Annotated in this window: 15 protein-coding genes; 11 read left to right on the top strand and 4 right to left on the bottom strand. The window is 73.0% G+C overall.

Features of this window, described 5'->3' with window-relative positions; translation table 11 throughout:
* Window positions 1-9: 9 nt before the first annotated feature.
* The 4 genes from ABZ854_RS23525 to ABZ854_RS23540 form a co-directional block, all read right to left on the bottom strand.
* On the bottom strand, window positions 10-1,005 hold the full coding sequence (locus ABZ854_RS23525; RefSeq protein WP_361214083.1) for a xanthine dehydrogenase family protein subunit M: 996 nt from the start codon (window positions 1,003-1,005) through the stop codon (window positions 10-12).
* Window positions 1,002-1,562 carry a 2Fe-2S iron-sulfur cluster-binding protein gene (locus ABZ854_RS23530; RefSeq protein WP_361214085.1) on the bottom strand — a complete coding sequence of 187 codons (561 nt, stop codon included), beginning with the start codon at window positions 1,560-1,562 and terminating at the stop codon, window positions 1,002-1,004. The genes ABZ854_RS23525 and ABZ854_RS23530 overlap by 4 nt, the downstream gene beginning before the upstream one ends.
* Window positions 1,563-1,672: 110 nt before the next feature.
* On the bottom strand, window positions 1,673-3,892 hold the full coding sequence (locus ABZ854_RS23535) for an RICIN domain-containing protein (protein ID WP_361214087.1): 2,220 nt from the start codon (window positions 3,890-3,892) through the stop codon (window positions 1,673-1,675).
* A 150-nt stretch (window positions 3,893-4,042) separates the two neighbouring features.
* Window positions 4,043-5,929 (bottom strand): ABC transporter ATP-binding protein, encoded by a 1,887-nt coding sequence (locus ABZ854_RS23540; protein ID WP_361214204.1) that lies wholly within the window; start codon window positions 5,927-5,929, stop codon window positions 4,043-4,045.
* 209 nt (window positions 5,930-6,138) lie between these two features.
* On the opposite strand from ABZ854_RS23540, the gene ABZ854_RS23545 reads away from it, so the two are divergent.
* The 11 genes from ABZ854_RS23545 (at window position 6,139) to ABZ854_RS23595 (ending at window position 18,415) form a co-directional block, all read left to right on the top strand.
* Window positions 6,139-6,903, top strand: a complete 765-nt coding sequence (locus ABZ854_RS23545) for a crotonase/enoyl-CoA hydratase family protein (protein WP_361214089.1) — start codon at window positions 6,139-6,141, stop codon at window positions 6,901-6,903.
* Window positions 6,904-7,086: 183 nt separating this feature from the next.
* Window positions 7,087-8,178 (top strand): mechanosensitive ion channel family protein, encoded by a 1,092-nt coding sequence (locus tag ABZ854_RS23550; RefSeq protein WP_361214091.1) that lies wholly within the window; start codon window positions 7,087-7,089, stop codon window positions 8,176-8,178.
* A gap of 65 nt (window positions 8,179-8,243) precedes the next feature.
* Window positions 8,244-8,675: a DUF4186 domain-containing protein gene (locus tag ABZ854_RS23555; protein ID WP_361214093.1), complete on the top strand. Its 432-nt coding sequence runs from the start codon at window positions 8,244-8,246 to the stop codon at window positions 8,673-8,675.
* A 119-nt stretch (window positions 8,676-8,794) separates the two neighbouring features.
* Window positions 8,795-11,014, top strand: coding sequence for an NADP-dependent isocitrate dehydrogenase (locus ABZ854_RS23560; RefSeq protein WP_361214095.1), 2,220 nt, complete (start codon window positions 8,795-8,797; stop codon window positions 11,012-11,014).
* A gap of 157 nt (window positions 11,015-11,171) precedes the next feature.
* On the top strand, window positions 11,172-12,164 hold the full coding sequence (locus tag ABZ854_RS23565) for an alpha/beta fold hydrolase (RefSeq protein WP_361214097.1): 993 nt from the start codon (window positions 11,172-11,174) through the stop codon (window positions 12,162-12,164).
* Window positions 12,165-12,273: 109 nt separating this feature from the next.
* Window positions 12,274-13,053 (top strand): N-formylglutamate amidohydrolase, encoded by a 780-nt coding sequence (locus tag ABZ854_RS23570; protein WP_361214099.1) that lies wholly within the window; start codon window positions 12,274-12,276, stop codon window positions 13,051-13,053.
* Between the two features lie 94 nt (window positions 13,054-13,147).
* A complete protein-coding gene (locus ABZ854_RS23575) occupies window positions 13,148-14,371 on the top strand; it encodes a cytochrome P450 (RefSeq protein ID WP_361214101.1) in 1,224 nt (407 codons plus the stop codon).
* 143 nt (window positions 14,372-14,514) lie between these two features.
* Window positions 14,515-15,675 (top strand): FAD-binding oxidoreductase, encoded by a 1,161-nt coding sequence (locus tag ABZ854_RS23580; protein WP_361214103.1) that lies wholly within the window; start codon window positions 14,515-14,517, stop codon window positions 15,673-15,675.
* The gene (locus ABZ854_RS23585) at window positions 15,672-15,989 is read left to right on the top strand and encodes a (2Fe-2S)-binding protein (RefSeq protein WP_361214105.1); all 318 of its coding nucleotides are present in this window, start codon (window positions 15,672-15,674) and stop codon (window positions 15,987-15,989) included. The genes ABZ854_RS23580 and ABZ854_RS23585 overlap by 4 nt, the downstream gene beginning before the upstream one ends.
* A 7-nt stretch (window positions 15,990-15,996) precedes the next feature.
* Complete coding sequence (locus ABZ854_RS23590; protein WP_361214206.1) at window positions 15,997-17,415, top strand: NAD(P)/FAD-dependent oxidoreductase; 1,419 nt, start codon at window positions 15,997-15,999, stop codon at window positions 17,413-17,415.
* A 103-nt stretch (window positions 17,416-17,518) separates the two neighbouring features.
* Window positions 17,519-18,415 (top strand): dihydrodipicolinate synthase family protein, encoded by an 897-nt coding sequence (locus tag ABZ854_RS23595; protein WP_361214107.1) that lies wholly within the window; start codon window positions 17,519-17,521, stop codon window positions 18,413-18,415.
* The last annotated feature ends 1 nt before the right edge of the window (window position 18,416 follow it).

An 18,416-nucleotide genomic window follows, 5' to 3' on the forward strand; every position in this document is an offset into this window, starting at 1 on the left:
GTGGCTTGGTCAGACCGTCGCCGGCGCCGGGGCCAGGCGCTTCAGGACGTCCAGGGCGAGGTTGCGGGCGAGGGGCACCTTGTAGGCGTTGTCCCGCAGGGGTTCGGCGTGGGCGAGTTCGAGGGCGACGGCCCCCTCGAAGGCGGGCGGGGTGGCGGCGGCGCCGAGCAGCGCCTGCTCGGCGTGGCGGGCCCGCCAGGGCCGGTGGGCGAGGCCGCCGAAGGCGATCCCGGCGTGGTCGACGACGCCGTCCTCGACGCCGAGGACGACGGCGACGGAGGCGAGGGCGAAGGCGTACGACGCCCGGTCACGGGCCTTGCGGTAGGCGGACGGCAGCCCGGCGCAGGCGGCCGGGAGCAGCACGCCGGTGATGATTTCGCCGGGGCGGATCTCGGTGTCCCGTTCCGGGTGGTCGCCGGGCAGCCGGTGGAAGTCGGCCACCGGGACGCTCCGGGCGCCGTCGGGGCCGTACAGCTCGACGTCGGCGCCGAGGGCGGCGAGGGCCACGGCCATGTCGGAGGGGTGGGTGGCGATGCACTGCGGGGAGTGGCCGAGGACGGCGTGGTCGCGGTGGACGCCGTCGCGGGCGCCGCAGCCGCTGCCCGGTTCGCGTTTGTTGCAGGGCTTGTCCAGGTCCTGGAAGTAGGGGCAGCGGGTGCGCTGGAGCAGGTTCCCGCCGGTGGTGGCCGCGTTGCGCAGCTGTCCGGAGGCGCCCGCGAGGAGGGCCTGGGACAGCACCGGGTAGCGGTCGCGGACGAGCGGGTGGGCGGCGAGGTCGCTGTTGCGGACGGTGGCGCCGACGCGCAGGGAGCCGTCGGCCGTCTCCTCGACGGTGTCCAGCGGGAGCCGGCCGACGTCGATGAGGACGGCCGGCTGTTCGACGCCGAGTTTCATCAGGTCGACCAGGTTGGTGCCGCCCGCGAGGTAGCGGGCGCCGGGGTGGGCGGCGAAGGCCTCGGTGGCCTCCTCGACGGTGGTGGGCCTGAGGTAGTCGAACGCTTTCACCGGATCACGTCCTCCACTGCGTCGACGATGCGCGGATAGGCGCCGCAGCGGCACAGGTTGCCGCTCATCCGTTCGCGGATCTCGGGCCGGTCCAGCGGCATGGGCCCGCCGGAGGGGGTGGCGGGGTCGGTGACCTGCGAGGGGTGTCCGGCGCGGGCCTCGGCGAGCATGCCGACGGCGGAGCAGATCTGGCCGGGGGTGCAGTAGCCGCACTGGAGGGCGTCGCGGTCGAGGAACGCCTGCTGGAGGGCGTGCGGCTCCTCGCCGTCGCCGCTGAGGCCCTCGACGGTGGTGATCTCCTCGCCGTCGAGGGTGACGGCGAGGAGCAGGCAGCTGTCGACGCGGCGGCCGTCGACCAGGACGGTGCAGGCGCCGCACTGGCCGTGGTCGCAGCCCTTCTTGGAGCCGGTGAGATCGAGATCGTCGCGCAGTACGTCGAGCAGGACGCGCCGGTGGTCGAGGAGCAGGGTGTGCGGTTTCCCGTTCACCCGCAGGGTGACCTCGGACTGTCGGCCGGGCTGGTTTCCGCTGGGCCCGGTCTGGTTTTCGCTGGTCATGGCGGGGATGACCTTCCGCAGGGGCCGTGGGGGCCGTGGTGCCGTGCAGACCGCGTATCCAGGCGGCGACGGCTCACACGTCCCCTGCGGAACAGGTGGGTCGGGGAGGGTCAGGGATAGCGGACGAGGTCGGCCACGTTGCCCGCCGCGTTCGAGGGTCCTCCGGTGCCGTTGACGACGTGGCTGATGGTGCCGGTGCCGCCGAGGGAGACGGTCACCATGCTGGTGAAGCGCACGCCGGGCGTGTCGGGCGCCTCGATGGCCCGGTCGGCGACGACGCCGGGGTTCGAGCTGAAGTAGCAGTAGCTGCCGAGGCCGTACGCCTGGTGGGAGGTGACGGAGTCGGCGACCTTGTAGGCGGCGTAGCCACGGGTGGAGCCGTGGCTCCAGGCGGACTGGTTCGGCGGGTCGTACGGCATCTCGTTCTGGAAGAAGTAGGTGCGGCCGCCGTCGCCGTTCCACTGCACCTGGTACTTCTGGAAATGCTCCACGAACAGCCCGTACATCGTGACGTCGGCGCCGTTGACGACGAGCCCGGTGTCGGCGGTGTTGCTGGTCCAGCCGACGCCGCTGCCGTGGTCGGCGCGCCAGATCCACATGTGGTCGCCGATGACGTCGTCGCTGTTGACGACGAGGCCGGTGGCCGCCTTGCCGACGCCGGCGCCGCCGACGCGGAAGTACACGTCGTGCAGGGAGGTCGGGTCGGCCGCGTGGGAGGCGCCGGAGCCGGCCGGCCCGACCTCGACGAGGGTCTTCGAGCTGGTCGTGCCGGCGTCGAAGAGGAGCCCGGCGATCTTGACGCCGTCCACGTCGGCGACGGTCATCGCGGTGACGCCGTGGTCCGGCACGAAGGTGGCGAGCCCGAGACCGAGGACGACGGTGTCGGGGCGGGTCACCTTCAGGGTCTGGTCGAGGTGGTAGACGCCGGGGGTGACGAGGAGGTTCTTGCCGTCGGCGAGGGCGGCGTTGATGCCGGCTGCGGTGGCGCCGGGCTTGACGACGTAGAACGCGCTCAGCGGGAGCGAGGTGCCGGCCGGGTGGCCGTCCGCCCAGCTGGTGGCCGTCGAGTCGGTGCGCACGGCCGGCACGAACACCTGGTAGGCGCCGGAGCCGTCGACGTACAGGAACGGCTTCTCCCGGCTGACCGGGCTCTTGGCGACCGTGGTGTACGGCGGCTTGGGGAAGCTGGTGGCGGGAACGCCCTGGCTGCCGGTGAAGACCATGTTCCAGTTGGAGCCCGTCCAGCCGCCGAGGCGGGAGTTGCGGGTCAGCCACTGCTGCTGGCTGCCGGAGTTCACCGTGCCGTCGATCCTGCTGTCGGCGAGATAGCCGCCGGAGGACCAGCCGCCGTCGTCCAGGGCGAGGTCGCCGCGCAGGTGCATCCGCCGGTACGGCGCGGCCTGCGAGACCGCCCAGCGGTCGGCGCCCCCGGTGGGGTCGACGGACAGGTTCTCGGCGCCGCGCCAGAAGTTCTGGGTGGCGTTGCCCTGGAACCAGTCGGCCTCCGCGTGCACGGCGCCGTCGATGCTGACGGCGTCGGGGGTCAGACCGAGGCCCAGGACCTGGGTGTAGAAGCCGACGTTGACGTCCGCGTCGTAGGCGCCGGGCTTGAACAGGACGGCGTAGCGCTGGGAGCCGAACTGGTTGGTCTCCTGCTGCATGAAGATCGCGTCGAGCTTGCCCTGGATCGCGGAGGCGGACATGGAGGGGTCGAAGACGACGACGTTCTGGCCGAGGTCGGGGTCGTTCGCGGACCGGTCCACGGGGACCACCTGCAAGCGCTGGGAGTCGGTGCCGTTGCACGTGTACTGCTGGAGCTGGACGCTGTTCGCGGTCGAGGCGCCGGGGTCGTCCAGGCACTTGCCGCTGTTGCGGTTGACGAAGTGGTAGGCGCCGCCGCCGTCGTCGACGGGCCGCCACTGCTGGTTGGCCCCGCCGCCGTACCCCCACAGGTGCACGGGCGCGCTGTCGGCGGTGGAGACGTCGGCGACGTCCACGACCTGGCCGGTGTCGTTGCGGGCGTTGATGCGGACGTATCCGTCGCCGGCGTCGGTGAGGCTCCACTGCTGGGCGCCGGTGCCGTTGCACGTGTACTGCTGGACGACGGTGCCGTTGGCGGTGCCGGCCGAGCGGGCGTCCAGGCATTTGCCGCTCGCGGCGTTCAGCAGCGTGGCGAAGCCGGTGGGCAGCGCGGCCGCCGCGCGGGTGGCCGCGGTGGAAGGGGAAGCGGCGGCGGCGTGGGCGGGAGCGCCGGTGAGCAGGGCCGCGGCGGTCAGGGCGACCACGGCGGCGGCCGTGACCGGTCTGCGGTGGGGGGTGTGGGGCAGCACGGGGGGCCTTTCGCGCGGGGTGGGGACGGGGCGGGGCAGCGCGCACAACTTCATTCGAGACGGCTTTATTTAAGGCGTGAAGCTAAAGGTCTGCACCAACGGCGTCAAGAGGTCGGACGTCAACTGCCCCTGCGCGCCCCGCGCCGGGCCTCAGCCGACCGGCACCCCGGCGTCCGGCTCCTGGCGCTTGGCGAACTGGGTGCGGTGCAGTTCGGCGTAGCGCCCGTCGGCCGCGAGGAGTTCGTCGTGGTTGCCGCGCTCCACGATCCGGCCGGCCTCGACGACGAGGATCTGGTCGGCGGTCCGGACGGTGGACAGCCGGTGGGCGATCACCACCGCGGTACGGCCCGCCAGAGCCTCGGTGAGGGCCTCCTGGACGGCCGCCTCGGAGGTGTTGTCGAGGTGCGCGGTGGCCTCGTCGAGGATGACCACGCGCTGGCGGGCCAGCAGCAGCCGGGCGATGGTCATCCGCTGGCGTTCGCCGCCGGAGAGGCGGTAGCCGCGTTCGCCCACGACCGTGTCCAGGCCGTCGGGCAGGGAGCGTACGACCTCGTCGAGACGGGCCCGGCCGAGCGCGTCCCACAACTCCCCGTCGGTGGCGTCGGGGCAGGCCAGGAGCAGGTTGGCGCGGACGGAGTCGTGGAAGAGGTGGCCGTCCTGGGTGACCATGCCGAGGGTGGCGCGCAGCGAGGCCGCGCTCAGGTCCCGTACGTCGACGCCACCGACGCGGACGGCGCCGCCGTCGACGTCGTACAGGCGCGGGAGCAGGCTCGCGATCGTGGACTTGCCGGCGCCGGACGAGCCGACCAGGGCGACCGTCTGCCCGGGTTCGGCGCGGAAGGTGATGCCGTGCAGCACCGCGGCGCCGCCGCGCGTGTCCAGGGCGGCGACCTCCTCAAGGGAGGCGAGGGAGACCTGGTCCGCGGCCGGGTAGGCGAACCGGACGTCGTCGAACTCGACGGCGACCGGTCCCTCGGGCACCTCGACGGCGTTCGGCTTCTCCTCGATGAGCGGCTTCAGGTCGAGCACCTCGAAGACCCGCTCGAAGCTGACCAGTGCGCTCATCACCTCCACGCGGGCGCCGGCGAGCGCGGTCAGCGGCGCGTAGAGCCGGGTCAGCAGCAGGGCGAGGGAGACGATCGCGCCGGCCTGCAGGGTGCCGCGGATCGCGAACCAGCCGCCGAGGCCGTAGACGAGCGCCAGGGCGAGCGCGGAGACGAGGGTGAGCGCGGTGATGAACACCGACTGCGCGGTCGCCGTACGCACGCCGATGTCGCGCACCAGGCGGGCGCGGGCGGCGAACTCCACCGACTCCTCCTCCGGCCGCCCGAACAGCTTGACCAGGGTGGCGCCGGGCGCGGAGAAGCGCTCGGTCATGCGGGTGCCCATGGCCGCGTTCAGAGCGGCGGCCTCCCGCTGCATGCGGGCCATCCGGCTGCCCATGCGGCGGGCGGGCAGCACGAACACCGGCAGCAGGACCAGGGCGAGCAGGGTGATCTGCCAGGACAGGGTGAGCATGACGGCGAGGGTGAGCAGCAGGGTCACCAGGTTGGTGACCACGCCGGACAGGGTGTTGGCGAAGGCCCGCTGGGCGCCGATGACGTCGTTGTTGAGACGGCTGACGAGCGCTCCCGTACGGGTACGTGTGAAGAATGCGACCGGCATGCGCTGCACATGATCGAACACAGCCGTTCTGAGGTCGAGGATGAGTCCCTCCCCGAGCGTCGACGACAGCCGCCGCCCGAGGATGCCGAGCGCCGCCTCGGCGAGGGCGACGAGCGCGATCAGCAGGGCGAGGCGGACGACCCGGCCGGAGTCGTGGCCCGCCACGATCGTGTCGACGACGCGGCCGGCCAGCACGGGGGTGGCCACGGCGAGCAGTGCGGTGAGCACCCCGAGCAGCACGAAACGGGCGATGCCCGCGCGGTGCGGGCGGGCGAAGGCGGCGATGCGGCGTAGCGTCGCGCGGGCGAAGGGGCGGCGTTCCGCCTGCGCGGTCATCACGCTGTGCAGCTGCGTCCAGGCGGTGGTCTCCATGCTCATGGGGAGACGGTAGGACGCGGGACGCCGTCCGGGTCAAGCTTCGCAGGGGTTTCACCTGGGCCGAGGGGATTGTCGTCCGGTGCCGGGGGCCGGCCGTGTGCCGGGGGTGCCGGTGCGGGTGGTGGGCCGCTGGGGCAGAGTGATCCTCCCAGCCGAGGCGGCCCGGTGTGCCCGGCCGCCGCCCGAGGAAGGAGTCAGCCGTCGTGCCGGTGCGTACCGAACGCGGGGACCATGTCACCACCGTCATCCTGTCGCGGCCCGAGGCCCGCAACGCGGTCGACGGTCCGACGGCCGCCGAACTGGCCGCCGCCTTCCGAAAGTTCGAGGCCGACGACGACGCCCGGGTGGCCGTGCTGTGGGGCGAGGGCGGCACGTTCTGCGCGGGCGCGGACCTGAAGGCGATCGGCACCGGGCGGGGCAACCGGGTGGCCGCGGAGGGCGACGGGCCGATGGGGCCGACCCGGATGCGGCTGTCCAAACCGGTGATCGCCGCCGTCGCCGGGCACGCGGTCGCGGGCGGCCTGGAGCTGGCCCTGTGGTGCGATCTGCGGGTCGCCGAGGAGGACGCGGTGTTCGGGGTGTTCTGCCGCCGCTGGGGGGTGCCGCTCATCGACGGCGGCACGGTACGGCTGCCCCGGCTGATCGGCACCGGCCGGGCCATGGACATGATCCTGACCGGGCGTCCGGTGCCGGCGCGTGAGGCGTACGACATCGGTCTGGCCAACCGGCTCGTGCCCCCGGGCCGTTCCCGGCAGGAGGCGGAAGAGCTCGCGGCGTCACTGGCCCGCTTCCCGCAGGCCTGCCTGCGCAGCGACCGCGCCTCGGTGCTGGACCAGGAGGGCCTGGACGAGGAGACGGCCGTACGGCGTGAACTGGACCACGGAAAGGCGGTGTTGGCGGAGAGCCTGAAGGGGGCGGCCAGGTTCGCCGCGGGCGCCGGACGGCACGGGTCCACGACGGACTTCTGACCGGCGCCGACCGCACGGGCCGGGTGCGAACGACCCTGCCGGATGAGGCAGGATGAGCGTCCGCGCCGATCACCGCAGTCCGGGTGACCGGCGCGAACGCTTCCCGAACCCCGGACAGGTGACCCACGTGACGAGACTTCGCTTCCGGCCCCGCAGTGCGGCCTCGCGCCCGGGAGGCGCCCGGTGAACCGCGCACCGACCCTGGACGACTTCGTCCTCGCCGGAATCGCCCTGGCGGCGGGCCTGTTGCTGGCGTTCGTCGCCCGCGCGGTGCTGCGCTGGCTCGCCGGTCACGCCGAGCGGACGCGGTGGAGCGGCGACGACGTCATCGTGGACGCCCTGCGCACGGTCCTGCCGTGGGCGTCGGTCGCGGGCGGCGCGGCCTCTGCCGCCGCGGTCCTGCCGCTGACCCGTACGGTGCAGCACCAGGTGAACCAGACCCTCCAGGTGCTGCTCATCCTCGTGGTGACCCTGGCCGCGGCCCGGGTGATCTCCGGCCTGGTCCGCACGGTCACCATGTCCCGGTCGGGTGTGGCGGGTTCGGCCACCATCTTCGTCAACATCACCCGCGTGCTGGTCCTCGCGATCGGTTTCCTGGTGATGCTCCAGACGCTCGGCATCTCGATAGCGCCGCTGCTCACCGCCCTGGGTGTCGGCGGTCTGGCCGTCGCGCTGGCGCTGCAGGACACCCTGGCGAACCTCTTCGCGGGCGTGCACATCCTCGCCTCCAAGACCGTGCAGCCGGGCGACTACATCCGGCTCAGCAGCGGCGAGGAGGGCTACGTCGTCGACATCAACTGGCGCCAGACGACGGTACGGCAGCTGTCCAACAACCTGGTGGTCATCCCCAACGGGCAACTGGCGAAGACCAACATGACCAACTACTCCCGCCCCGAGCAGCGGCTGACGATCGTGGTGCAGGCGGGCGTGGGATACGACTCCGACCTGGAGCACGTGGAGCGCGTGACGGCTCAGGTGGTCACCGAGGTCATGACCGACATCACCGGCGCCGTCCCGGACCATGAGCCCGCCATCCGCTTCCACACCTTCGGCGACTCCCGCATCGGTTTCTCCGTGATCCTCGGGATCGGCGAGTTCAGCGACCAGTACCGCATCAAGCACGAGTTCATCAAACGTCTCCACCGCCGCTACCACGCGGAGGGCATCACCATCCCGGCCCCGACCAGGACGGTCGCCCTCCAGCAGGGCGCGGTACTGATACCGCAGCAGCGCAGCGGGGAGGACGCGGGGGCGGGCTACACCGGGGGCGAGTAGCGGGCGGCCGAGGGCGGGGCGGCGGCGGGGAGCCGGTCCGCGCTCGACCGTATGCTCGAAGTGACATGACCGGTTCCTCGGGTTCGCCGGACTCCCCCGGCCCCGTCTCCCCCGGCTCCCTCGACGAGCGTCTCGACACGATCGCGCGGGAGCCGTTCCGGGCGCGGTTCCACCTGCGCGGCCGGGACCTGGCCACCGCCCGGCTGAAGGGGGCGGCGACGCTGCGGTGGCACGCGTACGACCTGCTCGCCGTGCGGCTGGCTCCGGCCGAGCCGCGCAAGGACGGCAGGCAGACGCCGTACCGCGGGCACCCGGTGTTCGTCGCCCAGCACGCCACCGCGACCTGCTGCCGCGGCTGCCTGCAGCGCCGGCACGGCATCCCGAAGGGGCGCGAGCTGACCCGGGCGGAGCTGGTGTACGCCGTGGACGTGATCTGCCGCTGGATCGAGCGGGAGGTCACCGGCGCGGGCGGACTCGGGCACGGCCGCCGGGGCTGACCGCTGTGGGGCCGAAAGCACCCGGGCGGCGACGCGGGGCGCGGACCCCTGTCGATGCGGCGCCGCTCACGAGATATCTTGATGTCGAGCAATGTTGCAGACGTGGAGCGGAGCACCCGGTGACTGACTCGACCATCATCTACACACACACTGACGAGGCCCCGGCCCTGGCGACGTATTCGTTCCTGCCGGTGGTCCGGGCGTACGCCTCGCAGGCGGGTGTCGCCGTCGAGACCCGCGACATCTCGCTGGCGGGCCGGATCATCGCCGTGTTCCCGGAGTACCTGACCGAGGACCAGCGCATCCCGGACGCCCTCGCGGAACTCGGTGAGCTGGCCAAGACGCCGGCCGCGAACATCATCAAGCTGCCGAACATCTCGGCGTCCATCCCGCAGCTGAAGGCGGCCGTCGCCGAGCTGCAGGGTCAGGGCTACGCGCTGCCGGACTACCCGGACGACCCGAAGACCGACGAGGAGCGGGAGATCCGCGCCCGCTACGACAAGGTCAAGGGCTCTGCCGTCAACCCGGTGTTGCGCGAGGGCAACTCCGACCGCCGCGCGCCCGCCTCGGTGAAGAACTACGCCAAGACCCACCCGCACCGCATGGGCGCCTGGACCGGCGAGTCGAAGACGAACGTGGCGACCATGGGCGTCGACGACTTCCGCTCCACCGAGAAGTCCGTGGTGATCGCCGAGGACGGCGCGCTGCGGATCGAGCTGGTCGGCGACGACGGCACCACGACCGTGCTGCGCGAGTCCGTGCCGGTGAAGAAGGACGAGGTCGTCGACGCCTCCGTGCTGCGCGTCGGCGCGCTGCGCGAGTTCCTCACCGCGCAGGTCGCCCGCGCCAAGGCGGACGGCGTGCTGTTCTCCGTGCACCTGAAGGCCACGATGATGAAGGTCTCCGACCCGATCATCTTCGGTCACGTGGTGCGCGCCTTCTTCCCGAAGACCTTCGCGGAGTATGCCGAGACGTTCGCCTCGGCCGGCCTGACCCCGAACGACGGTCTGGGCGGCATCTACAAGGGCCTCGAGGCCCTGCCGAACGGCGACGAGATCAAGGCGTCCTTCGACGCCGAGCTGGCCGAGGGCCCGGCGCTGGCCATGGTCGACTCCGACAAGGGCATCACCAACCTGCACGTGCCGTCCGACGTCATCGTCGACGCGTCCATGCCGGCGATGATCCGCACCTCCGGTCACATGTGGGGCGCGGACGGCCAGGAGCACGACACCCTCGCCGTCATCCCGGACTCCTCCTACGCGGGCGTCTACCAGGCCGTCATCGACGACTGCCGAGCCCACGGCGCGTTCGACCCCGCCACCATGGGCTCGGTGCCGAACGTCGGCCTGATGGCGCAGAAGGCCGAGGAGTACGGCAGCCACGACAAGACGTTCGAGATCCCCACCACGGGTACGGTCCGCCTGGTCGACGCCGGCGGCGACGCCGTCATCGAGCAGGCCGTGTCCGCCGGTGACATCTTCCGCGCCTGCCAGACCAAGGACGACCCGATCCGCGACTGGGTCAAGCTGGCCGTCACCCGCGCCCGCGCCACCGGCGACCCGGCCGTGTTCTGGCTGGACGAGGGCCGCGCGCACGACGCCAACCTGATCGCCAAGGTGAAGCAGTACCTCCCGGAGCACGACACCGAGGGCCTGGACATCCGCGTCCTGTCCCCGGTGGAGGCGACGAAGCTGTCCGTGGAGCGCATCCGCCGCGGCGAGAACACCATCTCCGTCACCGGCAACGTGCTGCGCGACTACCTGACGGACCTGTTCCCGATCCTGGAGCTGGGCACCAGCGCCAAGATGCTGTCGGTCGTCCCGCTGATGGCGGGCGGCGGCCTCTTCGAGACGGGTGCCGGCGGCTCCGCCCCGAAGCACGTGCAGCAGCTGGTCAAGGAGAACTACCTGCGCTGGGACTCCCTCGGCGAGTTCTTCGCCCTGGTGCCGTCGCTGGAGCAGTTCGCCGCGGCCACCGGCAACGCCCGCGCCAAGGTCCTCGCCGACGCCCTCGACCGCGCCACGGCGACCTTCCTCAACGAGGACAAGTCCCCGACCCGTCGCGTCGGCGGCATCGACAACCGCGGCAGCCACTTCTACCTGTCCCTGTACTGGGCGCAGGAGCTGGCCCAGCAGACCGACGACGCTGAGCTGGCCAAGGCCTTCGCCCCGCTCGCCGAGACGCTGGCCGCCGCCGAGGCGACGATCGTCGAGGAGCTGAACGCCGTCCAGGGCAAGCCGGCCGAGATCGGCGGCTACTACCAGCCCGACCCGGCGAAGGCCGCCGCGGTCATGCGCCCGTCGGCCACCTGGAACGAGGCCCTGGCCTCCCTGAGCTGACGCCCCCGGGCCCTCGGGCCCGTCGTCTCCCTCCTCCGCCCCGGTCCGGCTCGCCCGCCGACCGGGGCGGAGGCGTGTCCTGGGCCATGGTGGTTCTGGGTCCACCCCTGTAGGGGTGCTGGACCGCTGGTGGGCCGAACGGGCCGTTCATAGCGTTGTGTTCATGAGGAATGACACGAACGGAGAACGAGAAGGTGCCACCCGGCGGACGGCGCTGCGTGGGCTGGGACTCGCGGTGGGGGGCGTGGCGCTGGCCACCGGACTCGGCGCCTCGCCGGCCGCGGCCGCCCCGCGTCACGGGCCCGTGACGTACGTGCTGGTGCACGGCACCCACAGCGCCGGCGCGTTCTGGATGCCGATCGCGCGGGAACTGGCGCTGCGCGGCCACCGCGTCGTCATGGTGGACCAGCCGCGGCACGGCGCGGAGGCTTTCGTGGCGGAGTCGTACCAGCGGCAGGACCTCACGGCGATGGCGGTCGAGCCCTCCCCGCTGAAGGGTCTCGGGCTGGACGACTACGAGGCGCGCGTCACGGGCATCGTGCGGCAGGCCGCACGGAACGGCCCGGTGGTGCTGGTCGGGCACAGCCTGGGTGGCGTGTCGGTCAGCCGTGTCGGCGATGCCGTCCCGCATCTGCTTCACCACATCTGCTACATGGCGGCCTTCTGTCCCAGCCGCGTCCTGCCCACGGCGGACGCCTGCACGGCGGCACCCGAGAACGCCAACGCCGTCAGCCCGGTGGAGCTGACGGTGGGTGACCCGGACCGGCTCGGGGTGTTGCGGCTGAACTTCCGTACGGGTGTCAGCGGTGAGCTGGCCCTCCTGAAGGAGATGATCTGCGCGGACTACCCCGACGCCGACTTCCGCCGGATCCTGGCCGGCATGCAGACCGACGAGCCCGTCGCCGCCTACGCGGGCCGAGCGGTCGGCCGGCCCGGCACCTGGGGACGCGTTCCCCGCACGTACCTGCGTTTCGGCAGGGACCGTACGATCGCCACCGCGCTCCAGGACAGGATGATCGCGGAAGCCGACGCGTCCACACCCGGCAATCGCTTCCGCGTGCACGATTTCCCCGAGGCCTCACACGTCGGCCCGCTGGATCCCACCCCGGTCGCGGACGTCCTGGGCACGCTCGCGGGGCGGAGGGGCTAGGTTCTGCACAGTCACCGCGACTGCGGTGCGGCGGTCGGCGGTCCGGATGTCAGTGGCGTATGGCACCTTGATCCGGGTCAGCACACCGCCGATCTTCCGGGAGCCGCCCGTGTCCTCGTTCGCCCTTCTTCCCGGTGCCCCCGACTCGCCGGTCCTGCTGCACGTCCCGCATGCGGCGCGGGCGATACCGGACGGCGTGCGCGAGGGCATCGTGCTGGACGACGCGGCGCTGGAACGCGAGCTGGACCACATCACCGACGCGCACACGGACCGGATCGCCGAGGCGGCGGCCGGGCTGGCGGGCCGTACGCCCTGGCGGTTCGTGAACCGGCTGTCCCGGCTGGTCGTGGACCCGGAGCGGTTCCCCGACGAGCGCGAGGAGATGCTCGCCGTCGGCATGGGGGCGGTGTACACGCGGACGACGCACCGGGGTGAGCTGCGGGCCGCCGGCACCGACCCGGAGCCGCTGGTCGAGCGGTACTTCCGGCCGTATGCCCGTGCCATGAGCGAGGCCGTCGCCGAGCGGCTGGCCGCCGTCGGGCGGGCCGTGATCGTCGACGTGCACTCCTACCCGGCCGAGGCGCTGCCCTACGAGCTGCACGGCTCCGGCCCGCGCCCGCCGGTGTGCCTGGGCACCGACGCGTTCCACACCCCGCCGGACCTGCTCGCGGCGGCGCGGAAGGCGTTCTCGGTGTGCGGCGAGACCGGCCTGGACAGCCCGTTCAGCGGAACGTATGTGCCGCTGGAGTTCTACGGGCGCGACGCACGGGTGAGCGCGCTGATGGTGGAGATCCGCCGCGACCTGTACATGACCGAGCCCGGCGGACCGGCGGGACCCGGCGTCGGAGTGCTCGCCGCCGCGCTGGCCGCGCTCGTCGACTCCCTCTAGGTCTCGTCGTCCGGACCGGGCCCCCGGACGGCCCCGACCTCCGGCTGGAGCACTCCGGCAGGACAGGGCGCGGAGCGCGTACGAGGGTGAGGGCATGACCGAGGAGACCAGTACGCTCACCGGCCAGGCCCCACCGCCCGTACGGGACTGGCCCTCGCTCGACCTGGACGGGACGGACTTCGATCCGGTCCTCGCCGGCCTGATGCGCGAGGGCCCGCTGACCCGGATCCGGCTGCCGTTCGGAGAGGGCTGGGCCTGGCTGGCCACCCGCTACGAGGACGTCAAGCTGGTCACCAACGACCCGCGGTTCGGCCGGAACGAGGTGACGCAGCGTCAGGTCACCCGGATGGCACCGAACTTCGCACCCCGGCCGGGCTCGCTCGCCTGGGCGGACCAGCCCGACCACAACCGGCTGCGCAAGGCCGTCGCCGGGGCCTTCACGGTGGGCGCGATGAAGCGGCTACGGCCCCGCGCGCAGCAGATCCTGGACGAGTTGGTGGACGGGGTCGTACGGGACGGGCCGCCGGCGGATCTCGTGGAGCGGGTGCTGGAGCCGTTCCCGGTCACCGTCGTCAGCGAGGTGATGGGCGTGCCGGCGGCCGAGCGGGAGCAAGTGCACGCCTGGACGCGGCAGATCATCTCCACCTCGGGCGGCGCCGAGGCCGCCGACCGGGCCAAGCAGGGCCTGTACGGCTGGATCACCGAGACCGTCCGGGCCCGCGCGGCCGACACCGGCGAGGACGTGTACTCGCTGCTGGGGGCGGCGGTGGCGCGCGGCGACATCCGTGAGGAAGAGGCCGTCGGGCTGGCCGGGCCGCTGCAGATCGGCGGCGAGGCCGTCACCCACAACTGCGGCCAGATGCTGTACCTGATGCTCAGCCGGCCCGAGCTGATGGAGCGCGTACGGTCCCGGGCCGGCGAACGGGGTCCGGTTCTGGACGAGTTGTTGCGATGGATCCCGCACCGTAGTTCGGTCGGGCTGGCCCGGATCGCACTGGAGGACGTGGAGCTGGGCGGGCATCGGATCGCGGCCGGTGAGGCGGTGTACGTGTCGTATCTCGCCGCGAACCGTGATCCGGGGGTTTTCCCCGATCCGGAGCGCATCTGTCCCGATCGGGATCCCCATCCGCATGTCGCCTTCGGGAACGGGCCTCACTATTGCACGGGGGCGCCGCTGGCTCGGCTGCAGATCGAGTTGCTGGTGGACACGGTGTTGGAGCGGTTGCCGGGGGTGCGGTTGGCGGTGCCTGTGGAGCGGGTGGAGTGGCGGCGGAAGACGATGATTCGGGGGCCTCGGGTGTTGCCGGTGGTGTGGTGAGGTCTTTTCACCCCCGCCGCCCCTTCCCGTCCCGTCCTTCGGGGGCGAGCCCCCGGGCCCCCTTTTGCGCAGTTCCCCGCGCCCCTATGGGGTGCTCCGGCCCGCCCCTTGGAGACGGATGCGGTATGTGACATAGTACTGATGTGGCTAAGCGGCTGAGCTGTGATGTCGTGGTTGTCGGTGCGGGGATGGTGGGGGCTGCTTGTGCGCTGTACGCCGGGCGGGCCGGGCTTGAGGTGACGGTGGTGGACCGGGGGGCGGTGGCCGGGGGGACCACCGGGGCCGGGGAGGGCAATCTGCTCGTGTCCGACAAGGGGCCGGGGCCCGAGCTGGAACTGGCGCTGCTGTCGGGCCGGTTGTGGGCCGAGCTGGCCGAAGAGCTGGAGGCGGCGATCGAGTACGAGGCCAAGGGAGGGCTGGTCGTCGCCTCGACGCCGGACGCGCTCACCGCGCTGCGCGGCTTTGCCGAGAGGCAGCGGGCGGCCGGGGTCGCCGCCGAGCCCGTTCCGGCGGATCGACTCGCCGAGCTGGAGCCGCACTTGACTCCCGGCCTGACGGGCGGTGTCCGGTATCCGCAGGACGCCCAGGTGATGCCCGCGCTGGCCGCCGCCCATCTGCTCCGTGCGTCCGGTGCTCGGCTCTGCACGGGCCGCGCCGTGACGGGGGTGCTGCGCACGGCGGGCGGCGCGGTGCTCGGCGTCCGCACCGACAGGGGCGACATCCACGCCCGCGCGGTGGTGAACGCCGCCGGGACCTGGGGCGGTGACGTCGCCGCGCTGGCCGGGGTCCGCCTCCCCGTCCGTCCCCGACGCGGCTTCGTCCTGGTGACCGAGCCGCTCCCCCGGACGATCCGGCACAAGGTGTACGCCGCCGACTACGTGGCCGACGTGGCCAGCGACTCGGCCGCGCTGCGGACCTCGCCCGTCGTCGAGGGCACGGCGGCGGGGCCGGTGCTCATCGGCGCGAGCCGGGAACGCGTCGGCTTCGACCGCTCCCTGTCCCTGCCCGCCGTACGGGCGCTGGCGGCCGGCGCCATCGGGCTGTTCCCCTTCCTGGAGCGGGTACGTGCCCTGCGGACGTACGCGGGCTTCCGCCCGTACCTGCCTGACCACCTGCCGGCGATCGGCCCCGATCCGCGACTGCCCGGCCTGTTCCACGCCTGCGGCCACGAGGGGGCGGGCATCGGACTCGCCACCGGCACCGGCCGGTCGATCGCGCGCGCACTGACCGGGAAGCCCGCGGATCTGGACCTCACGCCGTTCCGTCCGGACCGGTTCGAGGCGGAGGAGGGAAACGGCGAGTGAATCCCCTGGAGTTGGCCGACGCGCGGCCCGGTCCCGCGTTCACCGTGACGTTCGACGGCCGGGCTGTCGAGGCCCTGCCCGGACAGACCGTCGCCGCCGCGCTGTGGACCGCCGGCCTGACCGCCTGGCGCAGCACACGCGGGTCGGGCCGGCCGCGCGGCGTCTTCTGCGGGATCGGGGTCTGCTTCGACTGCCTGGTGACCGTCAACGGGGTGCCGAACCAGCGTGCCTGCCTGGTCCCGGTGCGGCCGGGCGATGTGATCCGCACACAGGAGGGAACGGGGCGGGACGATGACCGACACGACGACGCCTGACGGGACGATGACCGGACGGCCGCGTCTCGCCGTCGTCGGCGCGGGCCCGGCCGGGCTGGCCGGCGCCCTCGCGGCGGCCGCGAGCGGCGTGCACGTGACCCTCGTGGACGCGGCCGACCAGGCGGGCGGCCAGTTCTTCCGGCAGCCGGCCACCGCGCTGCGCGCCCGCCGCCCGCAGGCCCTGCACCACCAGTGGCGCGCCTGGCAACGGCTCCGGGACGGGCTGGAGCGGCACGTCGAAGGGGGCCGTATAGAACACCTGACGGGCCATCATGTGTGGTGTGTGGAGCGTGACTCCACGGGTACCCCCACCGGTTTCCTGATCGTGCACGCGCTGCGCGGTGCCGCGCAGGACGACGGGGTCGCCGTACACGCCGACGCCGTGCTCCTCGCCACCGGCGGCTACGAGCAGGTGCTGCCCTTCCCGGGTTGGACACTCCCCGGCGTCGTCACGGCGGGCGGCGCGCAGGCCATGCTGAAGGGGGGTCTGGTGCTGCCGGGCCGTACCGTCGTCGTCGCCGGAACGGGGCCGCTGCTGCTGCCCGTGGCCACCGGGCTCGCCGCGGCCGGCGCCCGGGTCGCCGCGCTGGTCGAGTCCGCCGACCCGAGGGAACTGCTGCGGCGGGCACCGGCGTTGGCGTCGCAGCCCGGGAAGCTCGCCGAAGGCGCCTGGTACGCGGGGCTGTTGCTGAGGCACCGTGTGCGCACCCTGGCCCGGCACACCGTGGTCGAGGCCCACGGCACCGACCGCCTGGAGGCGGTCACCGTTGCCGCGCTCGACCGGGGCGGGCGGGTACGGCCGGACACCGCACGCCGAATCGACTGCGACACCCTCGCCGTCGGGCACGGCATGCTGCCCCACACCGACCTCGCCGAGACCCTGGGCTGCACACTCGCGGGGATGGCCGTCCGGGTCGACGGCGAGCAGCGGACCGACGTGCCGGGCGTCTGGGCCGCCGGGGAGAGCACCGGGATCGGCGGGGCGGCCCTGGCGCTCGCCGAGGGGCACATCGCCGGACGCTCGATCGCGGCCCGCCTGCACGGCACCGAACCCGACCCGCGCGGATGGGCGCCGGCCGCCCGGACCCGCGCCCGGCTGCGGGCGTTCTTCGCGGCGGCCGACTCGGTGTACGCCCCGCCGGCCGGCTGGGCGGACCTGGTCGGCGACGACACGGTGGTGTGCCGCTGCGAGGAGGTCACCGCGGGCGACATCCGCGCCGCCGTCGGCTCGCTCGGCGCCGGGGACCTGCGCACGGTGAAGCTGCTGACGCGGGCCGGGATGGGCTGGTGCCAGGGCCGGGTCTGCGCGCCCGCGGTGGCCGGCCTCACCGGCTGCCCGCTCACGCCGGGCCGGCGCCCGTTCGCCCGGCCGGTGCCGCTGGGCGTGCTGGCGGCGCTGCCGGTGGACCGCCGGGAGAAGGACTGACAGCCTTCCCGGGACGGTTCGCGCGAAGAGACAACCGCTCGCACCGCCCGGATCCGCTTCCGACACAGTAATATGTCACACCCTATTGGATTGGGGACCGCACATGACCCTCTCGGAGAACCGCCCGTGGCGGGGCGTCCTCGTCGCCACCGCCCTCCCCCTGCGCGACGACCTCACCGTCGACCTCGACCGGTACGCCGAACACTGTGCGTGGCTGGTGGCGAACGGCTGTGACGGTGTCGTACCGAACGGCTCGCTCGGCGAGTACCAGGTGCTCACGCCCGAGGAGCGCACCAGGGTGGTCGAGACGGCTGTGGCCGCCGTCGGCGGTGCGCGGGTGATGCCCGGCGTGGCCGCGTACGGCTCGGCCGAGGCGCGGCAGTGGGCCGAGCAGGCGGCCGAGGCCGGCTGCGGCGCGGTGATGCTGCTGCCGCCCAACGCCTACCGCGCCGACGAGCGGTCCGTGCTCGCCCACTACGCCGAGGTCGCGAAGGCCGGCCTGCCGGTGGTGGCGTACAACAACCCCATCGACACCAAGGTGGACCTCGTGCCGGAGCTCCTGGCCCGGCTGCACGGCGAGGGGTACGTCCAGGGCGTCAAGGAGTTCTCCGGTGACGTCCGCCGCGCCTACCGGATCGCCGAACTCGCGCCGGATCTGGACCTGTTGGCCGGTGCCGACGACGTGCTGCTGGAGCTGGCCGTGGCCGGCGCCAAGGGCTGGGTGGCCGGCTACCCGAACGCGCTGCCCCGGGCCTCGGTGGAGCTGTACCGGGCCGCCACCGCCGGGGACCTGACCGCCGCGCTCCCCCTGTACCGGCGACTGCACCCCCTGTTGCGCTGGGACTCGCGGGTGGAGTTCGTGCAGGCCATCAAACTGTCCATGGACATCGTCGGGCGGTACGGCGGCGCTGTGCGCCCGCCCCGCGTCCCCCTGCCGCCCGAGCAGGAGGCCGTGGTCCGGGCGGCCACCGAGAGGGCCGTCGCCGCCGGGCTCGCCTGAC

The sequence above is a fragment of the Streptomyces sp. NPDC047028 genome (assembly GCF_040644095.1).
Lineage (GTDB): Bacteria > Actinomycetota > Actinomycetes > Streptomycetales > Streptomycetaceae > Streptomyces.

Excerpts from the sequence above, each read along its gene's own strand:
- ABZ854_RS23590 (WP_361214206.1), top strand. The coding sequence starts at position 15,997 with ATGACCGGACGGCCGCGTCTCGCCGTCGTCGGCGCGGGCCCGGCCGGG.
- ABZ854_RS23540 (WP_361214204.1), bottom strand. The coding sequence starts at position 5,929 with ATGGAGACCACCGCCTGGACGCAGCTGCACAGCGTGATGACCGCGCAG.
- ABZ854_RS23555 (WP_361214093.1), top strand. The coding sequence starts at position 8,244 with ATGACCGGTTCCTCGGGTTCGCCGGACTCCCCCGGCCCCGTCTCCCCC.
- ABZ854_RS23575 (WP_361214101.1), top strand. The coding sequence starts at position 13,148 with ATGACCGAGGAGACCAGTACGCTCACCGGCCAGGCCCCACCGCCCGTA.
- ABZ854_RS23595 (WP_361214107.1), top strand. The coding sequence starts at position 17,519 with ATGACCCTCTCGGAGAACCGCCCGTGGCGGGGCGTCCTCGTCGCCACC.
- ABZ854_RS23530 (WP_361214085.1), bottom strand. The coding sequence starts at position 1,562 with ATGACCAGCGAAAACCAGACCGGGCCCAGCGGAAACCAGCCCGGCCGA.